An 8,830-nucleotide genomic window follows, 5' to 3' on the forward strand; every position below is an offset into this window, starting at 1 on the left:
CGTGCGGGAGCCCGAGTTCAAGATCGTCGACCCGCGAAGACGGTTCCTGCTGTGGTTCGTGCCGCCGCTGGCGGTGTTCGTCGTCGGGCTGGTGGTGTTGCTCGTTTCGGGGCACATCACCGGCCCGTTTCGTTCTGTCACCGTGGTGCGGGCCCTGATCGCCTCCAAGCGCGACTTCTTCGAGGACGAGCAGGTCAAGCGCATCCTCATGGCGCGCGGCTACCAGGTGCACGTGACACCGGTCGGCTCGCGCGACCTGGCGAACAAACCCGACCTCGACTCCTACCACTTCGTGTTCCCGTCCGGGCACGTGGCGAACGAGCACGTGAAGTCGCGGCGAGCTGGAAAACACGTGGTGCCGTACCGGCCGTTCTTCACCCCGGTCGTGCTGGCCACGTTCCGCGAGTACGCCGAGGCGCTCGTCAAAGCCGGCGTCGCGAAGCCGCACGACACGGGCGACAAACCGTACTACTACAACCTCAACGTGAACGACTTCTCGACGCTCGGGACCAAGCGGTGGAAGGACATCGACCCCGGCCTCACCAACGGCAACCGGGTCATCGCCCAGTCGCCGGACCCCTGCAAGGCCTACTCGGGCGCGACGCTCGTCGGGTTCTTCGCCACCTCCCTCGGTGACGTGCCCCCGCAGACCGTCGAGGCGGCGGAGGAACTGGCACTCAAGGTCAAACCGCACATCGACGCGCAGGGGCAGGCCGGCGAGGACATGGCCCCGAAGTACTTCGTGCCGGAAGGCCGCACGCACGCCGTGATCGCCGTGATCTACGAACACCAGTACATCGCGTACCAGTTGCGGCAGCAGACCTTCGACACCGAACGCGTGCTGCTCTACCCGACCAAGCAACACCAGAGCACGCCTGAGCTGATCTCGTTCACGCCCGAGGGCGACCGCATCGGCGAGCTGATGATGAGCGACCCGGACCTGCGCCGCCGCGCCGTCGAGCTCGGCTTCCACTCACTCGGCTGGAACGGCGAGACCGGCGCCGACTTCGGCGGCTACATCGCTTCCCGAGGCCTGCCCGAACCCCCGGCAGGGGAGATGGGCAGGGTGGAGCTGCCCAAAGCGGAGCTCTTCGAGCGCATGCTCGACGTCGTCGGCGACTGCAAATGAGGGTGCTGGCAGCGGTTCTGCTGCTCCTGCTGACCGCGTGCACGTCGAGCACCCCGCCGCCGGTCCGGCTGAAGATGCTGGCGAGCACGGAGCTGGCCGACCTCGGCCCTGTGCTGGAGGAACTGAAGAAGGCCACCGGGGTCGAGCTGACGGTCGAGCACCGCGGCACCGTCGAGGCCAGCAAATCGCTCGCGGGGTTCGACCTGGCGTGGCTGTCCACCACCAGGTTCCTGCGGCTGCGCGGTGCCGAACCCGAGCTGGCGTCGAGCGTCATGACGTCCCCGGTGGTGCTCGGGGTGAAACCCGGCAGCCGGGCCGTGCTGGGCGAGCGGCCGACGTGGGCCGACGTCGCCGACCGGGCCGCGCTGGGCCAGTTCCGGTACGGCATGGCCGATCCGCGGGTGTCCGGTGGTGGGATGGCCGCGTTGATCGGGGTCGCCACGGCGGCCGCGGGCACCGGCGCGGCGCTGCGGCCGGAGGACGTGAGCTGCGATCGTTTGCAGGGATTCCTCGCGGGGCGGGCGTTCGACGCGCCTGACCCGGTCGCCGAGTTCGTGTGGCGGTCCGATGTGGACGGACTGGTCGCGCACGAGTCCGAGTTGTTGTCCCTGAACGCTTCCGGGCGTCTGGCGGAGCCGTTGGAGATCGTCTACCCGCGTGACGGCATCGTGCTGTCGGACTACCCGCTGATGCTCGTCGAGCCCGCGCACCGCGCCGCGTACGACCGGGTCGTGGAGTGGTTGAAGTCGCCGGACGCGCAGCGGATGATCGCCGAACGCACCTGGCGCCGGCCCGTCGAACCCTCCGTGGTGCGCAACGAGAAGCTGCGCGCCGACCTCGGCACCGCGCTGTACTTCCCGGACAGCCAGGAGGTGCTCGACCGGCTGCTGCTGTTCCACGACCGCGCGGGCGAAGGTCGTCAGGTGATCTTCGTGCTGGACTACTCGACCTCCATGCGGGGCCCGCGGCTCGCCGGGCTGCGGGAGGCGTTCGCGTCGCTCAACGGGTTCGACCGCTTCTACGTCGGCGAGACGGTCACGATCATCCGGTTCGCGGGCACCGTGCTGGAGGAACGTTCGATCACCGTGCGCGGGAAGCAGGACCTCGACGCGCTGCTGGCCGTCGTCGCGTCCGACGACCTGCAGGACAACACGGCGATCTGGGCCGCGCTGGACCACGCCTTGCGACTGGCCCGCGGGGAGACGGCGGTCGTGCTGATGACCGACGGCGAGAACAACGCGGGTCCGTCGGTGAACGAGTTCCTGAGGGTCGGGCGGGGAGAGGTGCCGGTGTTCCCGATCCGGTTCGGCGAGGCCTCGACGGCGGAACTGGACCGGGTGGCGCAGGCGAGCGGTGGCCGTCTCGTGGAGGCCGGCGCGAAGTCGTTGCTGGAGGCGGTGAGAGAGATCCGTGGATGTCGATAGAGCTCTGTGGTGGTCGGTCTCGTGGGGCTGGATCCTGCTGTGGGTCGCGACGCTGATCGCGCTGGTCGTGGTCGTCGCTCTCGGCTGGCGGTGGCTGCGGCGCCGTGAACCGGAACCGGAGGTGCCGGGCCTGCTGTTCTACGTGCACGGCCGGCGGATGATCAACCTGTGCAAGGTCGGCCGGTACGACGACGCGGTCACCCGGCAGTTCGTCAAGCAGATCACCGTCACCAAGAACGGCAAGCTGCAGGTCGGCCCCAGCGAGTTCGGCATCGGCGTGGACGGGTCGGTGGTGGAGCAGAACACCGACACCTACGAGAAACCGGCCACGGAGATCGACGTCATCGGCGTCGTGCTGGCCGGCCTGCGCGCGGGCCACGGCGTGGTCGACGTCGACCTGACGACGCGGACGATCACGGCCGACGAGTCGTGGCGGCGGGGAAAGGCCAAGCGGCTCAACGACATCCGCGACTACGTGTCGCTGCACGGCCGGTTCGAGGTCGGGGACGGTGAGGACCCGGCGGTGCTGATCGCGCCCGTGGGCGAGCACTGGGTGCGGGTGGAGTGCGACCGGGCGAGCCTGCGCGACACGTTGCCGCCGGGTCAGTTCAACGCGCGATGCCTCGGCAAGGTCCAGTCGTGGAACGCGGCGACCGGCGAGATCGTGGTGCTGCCGGTCGTCGTATTCCAGTAGACGGGTGGGGGACGATCAGCGCGTGATCGCGTTGGACGAAGTGCTCGTGGTCGACGTGGAGTCGACGTGCTGGGAGGGAACGCCGCCCGCCGGTGAGGTCTCGGAGATCATCGAGATCGGGATCTGCCCGGTCGCGGTGGCGACCGGGGTCCGCGGTGAGCGGCGGTCGGTGCTGGTGCGGCCTTCGCGGTCGTCCGTCAGTCCATTCTGCACTCAGCTCACGACGTTGACCGCCGAACAGGTCGCGGGCGGAGTCTCGTTCGCCGAGGCCTGTGCGTTGCTGCGCAAGGAGTTCCGGTCGGATCGCCGGGTGTGGGCGTCCTACGGCGACTACGACCGCAAGATGTTCGAACGGCAGTGCGCCGACTTCGGTGTCAAGTATCCGTTCGGGCCGCGGCACGTCAACGTCAAGACGTTGTTCGCGCTGGTGCACGCGTTGCCGCGGGAGGTCGGGATGGCCGAGGCGGTGCGGCTCGCCGGGCAGGAGCTCGACGGCACGCACCACCGCGGCCACGACGACGCCCACAACATCGCGGGCCTGCTGGCAGGGCTGATCAGAAGGTGATCACGTCGGCGCTGTTCGGGTTCGCCTTGCCCGCGAGCACGGCCTGCCACACGTCGACCAACTCGTCCGGGCCGCTGTGCCGGACGACCCCGACCCAGTCGCCCGCCTGAGCGGTGAAGCCGCGCCACGCCTCGCCGAAGCGCTCAGCGAACCCGTCGGAGCCCCAATCGGCCGTGCGCTTGCGCAGCTGGTCCGGGGCGAAGAAGAACTCGGAGCGCGGGTCCTGCGAGGCGGCCTGGTGGGTCAGGCCGATCGAGATGTCCTTGACCAGCGCGGAGCCCAGCCGGTCGTGCAGCGCCGAACGCACGTCGGCCGACCCGCTGAAGTCCAGGTACGCGCTCGGTTCGACGTCCACCGAGGCGTCGTAGGGGAGCACGGTGTCGTAGAGGCCCAGGCTCCGCGTGAACTCGACGTTGCGCGGCGAGGTCAGGCCCACGACCCGCACGCCCTGGTCACGAAGGCGTTGTGCGGTGCCGAACGCCGTCTTGCTGGAGGCCGAGGAGATGACGACGGTGCGGGCGCCGTGGAAGTCGTTGTCCGCCAGTTGGTCGGCCAGCAGGAACGACGTGAGGAACAGCGGCCGGTACAGCACCTGCAGGTCTTCGAGCTGCTCGTCGTAGGCGGGATCCTGGGTGGTGACGAGGTAGCTGTTGTAGACCGCGGGCAGGTCGGCGCGGTGGTCGGCGGTGTCGACGAAACCGGACGAGGTCAGCTTGGCGCGTGCGACGAAATGGCTCGCCATCGGCAGGTAGCCGTAGACGCGGGTGCCGGCGGGCAGAGCGTCCACAGTGGATTCGACGACGTCGGCGAAGCCCCAGACCGGGATCACGCCCTGGCCCTCGCCGCCCGCCGGGAAGAAGCGCCAGTAGCCGATGAGGTCGCCGATCACGCCGTACGTGACGTTGTTGGCGGTGAGGCCGACGTGGCTGACCCGGAGCAGCACCTCGCAGTCGGACAGCTCGGACGGCTCCGGCAGTTCGTCGTGCAGCACCTCGGTTTTGGTGAGGTCGTCGCGATCGACGACCACCGTCCAGCGAGTGGTCATTGCCTGGATTCTCCTAGCTCGGAAGGTACGCTCCGGTCGTGACCGTGCCTGAAAGACTGATCGACGCCGCCACCCGCCTGTTCGCGGACAAGGGGTACGAGCGGGTCGCCGTGCAGGAGATCGTGGAACACGCGGGCGTCACCAAAGGCGCCATGTACCACTACTTCGGGTCGAAGGACGACCTGCTGCACGAGATCTACGGGCGGTTGCTGCGCTTGCAGACCGAACACCTGGAGAAGATCGCGTCGAGTACCGGCCCGATCACCGAGCGCCTCCGCGAGGCCGCGATCGACGTGATCGTCACGAGCATCGAGGACTTCGACGCCGCCAAGGTGTTCTTCCGCTCCATGAACCACCTGTCCGCCGAGAAGCAGAAGGAAGTGCGGGCGGAACGGCGGCGCTACCACGAGAAGTTCCGCGGCCTGATCGAGGAGGGCCAGCGGGACGGGACCTTCCGCGACGACGTGCCCGCCGACGTCGCCACGTACTACTTCTTCGGGTCGTTGCACCAGCTGGGCACGTGGTACCGCCCGGACGGGGACATCCCGGCCGGGCGGCTGGCGGAGCACTACGCGGATCTGCTGATCCACAGCCTCACGGCACAATCACGCTGACGATCTCGGCGACGCACGCGGGCTTGTCGCTGCCCTCGATCTCGATGACGACCTTGGTCACGAGCTGCTTGCCCAGCGCGATGTCCGTGACGTCCAGCAGTTCGACCCCGCCGCGCACCCTGGAGCCCACGAGCACCGGCTGCGGGAAGCGGACCTTGTTGCTGCCGTAGTTCACGCCCATCTTGATGTTCTTGACGGTGTAGACGTCCCGCACCAGGTACGGCACCAGCGACAACGTCAGGTAGCCGTGCGCCACCGGACCGCCGAACGGGCCCTTCTTGGCCTTCTCGACGTCGATGTGGATCCACTGGTGATCCAGCGTCGCGTCGGCGAACAGGTTGACCTGCTCCTGCGTGACCTCGTGCCACTCGCCGAACCCGAGGTGCTCGCCCTTCGCGGCGACCAGCTCGTCGATGTTCTCGAAAGCGCGCATGAGTCTCAGTCCTTCGGTCCGCCGGCGACGTAGATGACCTGGCCGGACACGAACCCGGCACCCTCGCTCACGAGGAACGACGCGGTGTGCGCGATGTCCTCCGGCTGGCCGACGCGCGCGACCGGGATCGCCTGCGCAGCGCCGGTGAGGAAGTCCTCGAACGGGATCTTCATGCGCTCGGCCGTCGCCTTGGTCATCTCGGTGGCGATGAAACCGGGCGCGATCGCGTTGACCGTGACGCCGAACTTGCCGAGCTCGATCGCGAGGGTCTTGGTGAAGCCCTGCAGACCGGCCTTGGCGGCGGAGTAGTTGGCCTGGCCGCGGTTGCCGAGAGCGCTGGTGCTCGACAGGTTGACGATGCGGCCGAAGCCTTCCTTCGTCTGGAACGCCTGAACGGCCTTGCTCATCAGGAACGCGCCGCGCAGGTGCACGTTCATGACCGTGTCCCAGTCCGCGGAGGTCATCTTGAACAGCAGGTTGTCGCGCAGCACGCCGGCGTTGTTGATCAGCACGGTCGGCGCGCCGAGCTCCTCGGCGACCTTCGCGACGGCGGCGTTGACCTGCTCCTCGTCGGCGACGTCGACCTTGAGGCCGATGGCGCGACCACCGCTCGCGACGATCTTGTCGGCGCCGTCCAGCACGCCCTGCTCGTCGAGGTCGAGCAACGCGACGGCCAGGCCGTCCGCGGCGAGACGCTGCGCGACCGCGGCGCCGATGCCACGAGCCGCGCCGGTGACGATCGCAACCCTGTCGGCCACGGGTCCTCCTTCGGTGAGGGGATGGTGAGCTAAGCAAGCGCTTAGTAACGTACCTATCAGTCCGCTTGACGTCCAGGCCTGTGCGGACGACCATACCGACTGGTCGGAATGTGGCAATTCGAGGAGGCAGGTGCCAGTGGAACTCACCGGCAAGGTCGCGCTCATCACCGGCGGATCCAACGGCATCGGCGCCGCGTCCGCCCGGCGTCTGGCGTCGCTCGGCGTGCACGTCGTCGTGGCTGACGTGGACGTCGACCAGGGCAAAGCCGTCGCCGATGAGATCGGCGGCGTGTTCGTGCGCTGCGACGTGACGGTGCCTTCGGACTCCGCCGAGGCCGTCGCTGTCGCGGTGCGTGAGTTCGGCGGGCTGGACATCGCGTTCCTGAACGCCGGCATCGGCACCGGGTGCTCGCTGGGCGACGACTTCGACGTCGAGACGTACCGGCGCGCGATGGCCATCAACTTCGACGGCGTCGTTTACGGCGCGCACTACGCGTTGCCCGAGGTTCGCAAGCGTGGCGGCCAGATCATCGCCACGGCGTCCATGGCTGGTCTCATGGCCATGCCGGGCGACCCCGTGTACGGCGCCAACAAGGCTGCTGTCGTTGGGCTCGTGCGCTCGCTTGGTGGCGCTTACACGGACGTGCGCGTGAACGCGTTGTGTCCCGGGTTCGCCGACACCAACATCATCGTGCCGCTGCGGTCGACGCTGGACGAGATCGGCATGCCGATCATCCCGGTGTCCGCCGTGGTGGACGGCTTCATGTCCATTGTGGAGGGATCGGGTACCGGCGAGGCCTGGTTCGTGCAGGCCGGCCGTTCGTCGGAGCCGTTCGGGTTCCGCAACCCGCCTGGGCCTCGTGCCGCTGATGGTTCGCGCATCGAGGCTGCTCGCAAGGACCCCGTTTCGATCGCGCTTGAGGAGAACTGACGTGCGTGCCATTCAGATCACCGAGTTCGGCGGGCCCGAGGTGCTCCAGCAGGTGGAGCTGCCCGACCCGGTCGCGGGTGAAGGGGAGGTGCTGATCTCCGTTTCGCGTGCTGGGCTGAACTACGCCGACACGCACCAGGCGGAGAACTCGTACCTGGCGAAGATGTCGCTGCCGTTGGTTCCTGGTGGTGAGGTTGTTGGTGTCACGGAGGATGGGCGTCGGGTTGTTGCTCTGACCAAGAACTCTGGCGGGTATGCGGAGAAGGCTGTTGCGCCTGCTCTGACCACCTTTGACGTTCCTGATGGTGTGGACGATCTGACTGCGTTGTCGTTGATCGTTCAGGGGGCCACGGCTTGGCTGTTGCTGCGCAAGTCGACTCACATGGAGGCTGGTGAGTCGGTTGTTGTGCACGCTGCTGGTGGCGGTGTGGGGACGATTGCCGTTCAGCTGGCCAAGTTGTGGGGGGCTGGGCGGGTCATCGCTACTGCTTCGTCTGAGGACAAGCGGAAGTTGGCGTTGGATCTTGGGGCGGATGTTGCTATCGACTCTCGGTCTGAGGACATGACTGCTGCCCTGATCGAGGCCAATGGTGGGCGGCGGGTTGATGTTGTTCTGGACATGACTGGGGGAGCGGTCACTGATCAGTCGGTTGTGGCGTTGGGTCCTTTTGGGCGGCTTGCGTTTTATGGCATGGCCTCGCGGGAAAGGCCGAAGCCGGTTGACCTCGGGGCGTTGCTGGTGCACTCCACGACCGTTGCGGGTATGTGGTTGCCGCACGCGTTGAGGGTTCGGGATGCTGAGCATGGGACGTTGGCGCATCGGGCGATGAGTGAGCTGTTTGCGCTTGTTGTGGATGGGAAGATTCGGGCCGTTCCTGGTGGGGAGTATGGGATGGGGGAGGTTCGGCAGGCTCACGAGGACCTTCGGTCTCGTCGGACTGCTGGGAAGCTTGTGCTTGACCCGTCTCGCTAGGTTCGTAGCGTTCCCCGGCTTGCGGGCGGCGACCTTGCGGTTGCGTGCTTCCCCTGGGGGCTCTGCCCCCAGACCCCCGGCAATCTGATCGGGGGGTCCGCGCCACTCGCGGGTAGATGGCACGCCTGTTGCTTTGGGCGGCTGCCTGTTGCTTTGAGAGTTGCGTTGGCGGCGGGGTCCCGTCACGAGCCGAGCCAAGAGCGGGCCACATCAGAGAGGTGGGGGGGGGGGGACGAAAATAGGGTCGGCAGGACCAGGCCACAC

General features: G+C 67.7%; 10 protein-coding genes. 7 read left to right on the forward strand and 3 right to left on the reverse strand.

Translation table 11 applies throughout. From position 1 onward, the window contains the following. Position 1 precedes the first annotated feature (1 nt). The 4 genes from ACH413_RS32885 to ACH413_RS32900 are packed head-to-tail and all read left to right on the forward strand — an operon-like array spanning position 2 to position 3,812. Complete coding sequence (locus ACH413_RS32885; protein ID WP_360046754.1) at positions 2-1,129, forward strand: hypothetical protein; 1,128 nt, start codon at positions 2-4, stop codon at positions 1,127-1,129. Further along, the gene (locus ACH413_RS32890) at positions 1,126-2,553 is read left to right on the forward strand and encodes a substrate-binding domain-containing protein (RefSeq protein ID WP_360046755.1); all 1,428 of its coding nucleotides are present in this window, start codon (positions 1,126-1,128) and stop codon (positions 2,551-2,553) included. The genes ACH413_RS32885 and ACH413_RS32890 overlap by 4 nt, the downstream gene beginning before the upstream one ends. Then, a complete protein-coding gene (locus ACH413_RS32895; RefSeq protein WP_360046756.1) occupies positions 2,540-3,247 on the forward strand; it encodes a hypothetical protein in 708 nt (235 codons plus the stop codon). Before ACH413_RS32890 ends, ACH413_RS32895 begins: the two co-directional genes overlap by 14 nt. A 22-nt stretch (positions 3,248-3,269) precedes the next feature. Further along, positions 3,270-3,812 (forward strand): 3'-5' exonuclease, encoded by a 543-nt coding sequence (locus tag ACH413_RS32900; RefSeq protein ID WP_360046757.1) that lies wholly within the window; start codon positions 3,270-3,272, stop codon positions 3,810-3,812. On the opposite strand, the gene ACH413_RS32905 is transcribed toward ACH413_RS32900, so the two are convergent. After that, on the reverse strand, positions 3,802-4,857 hold the full coding sequence (locus tag ACH413_RS32905; protein WP_360046758.1) for a DUF2855 family protein: 1,056 nt from the start codon (positions 4,855-4,857) through the stop codon (positions 3,802-3,804). The genes ACH413_RS32900 and ACH413_RS32905 overlap by 11 nt on opposite strands. Before the next feature lie 38 nt (positions 4,858-4,895). Here ACH413_RS32905 and ACH413_RS32910 point away from each other — a divergent pair, with 38 nt between their 5' ends. Continuing rightward, positions 4,896-5,471: a TetR/AcrR family transcriptional regulator gene (locus ACH413_RS32910; protein ID WP_360046759.1), complete on the forward strand. Its 576-nt coding sequence runs from the start codon at positions 4,896-4,898 to the stop codon at positions 5,469-5,471. On the opposite strand, the gene ACH413_RS32915 is transcribed toward ACH413_RS32910, so the two are convergent. Further along, on the reverse strand, positions 5,452-5,904 hold the full coding sequence (locus ACH413_RS32915) for a MaoC family dehydratase (RefSeq protein WP_266042958.1): 453 nt from the start codon (positions 5,902-5,904) through the stop codon (positions 5,452-5,454). The genes ACH413_RS32910 and ACH413_RS32915 overlap by 20 nt on opposite strands. 5 nt (positions 5,905-5,909) lie before the next feature. Next, positions 5,910-6,662 carry an SDR family oxidoreductase gene (locus tag ACH413_RS32920; RefSeq protein WP_360046760.1) on the reverse strand — a complete coding sequence of 251 codons (753 nt, stop codon included), beginning with the start codon at positions 6,660-6,662 and terminating at the stop codon, positions 5,910-5,912. A gap of 130 nt (positions 6,663-6,792) precedes the next feature. On the opposite strand from ACH413_RS32920, the gene ACH413_RS32925 reads away from it, so the two are divergent. Both ACH413_RS32925 and ACH413_RS32930 read left to right on the forward strand, forming a co-directional pair. Next, positions 6,793-7,593: an SDR family NAD(P)-dependent oxidoreductase gene (locus tag ACH413_RS32925; protein ID WP_360046761.1), complete on the forward strand. Its 801-nt coding sequence runs from the start codon at positions 6,793-6,795 to the stop codon at positions 7,591-7,593. Position 7,594: 1 nt separating this feature from the next. After that, entirely contained in the window at positions 7,595-8,566 is a 972-nt protein-coding gene (locus ACH413_RS32930) for an NADPH:quinone oxidoreductase family protein (protein ID WP_360046762.1), read from the forward strand. The last annotated feature ends 264 nt before the right edge of the window (positions 8,567-8,830 follow it).

It is taken from the genome of Lentzea sp. NPDC020367 (assembly GCF_044387305.1).
Lineage (GTDB): Bacteria > Actinomycetota > Actinomycetes > Mycobacteriales > Pseudonocardiaceae > Lentzea.

Excerpts from the sequence above, each read along its gene's own strand:
- ACH413_RS32890 (WP_360046755.1), top strand. The coding sequence starts at position 1,126 with ATGAGGGTGCTGGCAGCGGTTCTGCTGCTCCTGCTGACCGCGTGCACG.
- ACH413_RS32905 (WP_360046758.1), bottom strand. The coding sequence starts at position 4,857 with ATGACCACTCGCTGGACGGTGGTCGTCGATCGCGACGACCTCACCAAA.
- ACH413_RS32915 (WP_266042958.1), bottom strand. The coding sequence starts at position 5,904 with ATGCGCGCTTTCGAGAACATCGACGAGCTGGTCGCCGCGAAGGGCGAG.